This window comes from Rhodococcus sp. 14-2470-1b, assembly GCF_002259415.1.
Taxonomy (GTDB): Bacteria; Actinomycetota; Actinomycetes; order Mycobacteriales; family Mycobacteriaceae; genus Rhodococcoides.
This window is the reverse complement of sequence record NZ_NPFY01000057.1, coordinates 1-517: the sequence shown is the minus strand read 5'-3', so window position 1 is coordinate 517 and position 517 is coordinate 1. Positions and strand designations below refer to the sequence as shown.

Below are 517 nucleotides of genomic sequence, written 5' to 3'. Positions count from 1 at the left end.
CTGCTCTACGCCACCCCGATCGTCTTCGGCTTCGGCAACTACATCCTGCCGCTGCAGATCGGCGCACCCGATGTCGCCTTCCCCAGGCTCAATGCCTTCTCCTACTGGCTCTACCTGTTCGGCGCACTGGTCACCACCGCCGGGTTCATCAGCCCCGGCGGTGCCGCCGACTTCGGCTGGACCGCGTACACCCCGTTGAGCAGCGCCGTCTACTCCCCCGGTATCGGATCCGACCTGTGGATCGTGGGCCTGCTCATCGCAGGCCTGGGCACCATCCTGGGCGGGGTCAACATGGTCACCACCGTGGTGTGCCTGCGCGCACCGGGAATGACGATGTTCCGCATGCCGATCTTCACCTGGAACATCCTGGTGACCTCGATCCTGATCCTGCTGGCGTTCCCACTGCTGACCGCGGCGCTGATGGGCCTGCTCGCCGACCGTAAACTCGGCACCCACATCTTCGATCCCGCCAACGGCGGGGCGTTGCTCTGGCAGCACCTGTTCTGGTTCTTCGGTC

The 517-nt window shown here is 65.2% G+C and carries 1 protein-coding gene; it reads left to right on the top strand.

The window, feature by feature from the left end:
• The coding region (locus CH293_RS27655; protein WP_176460150.1) for a cbb3-type cytochrome c oxidase subunit I at window positions 1-517 on the top strand (517 nt) is incomplete at both ends.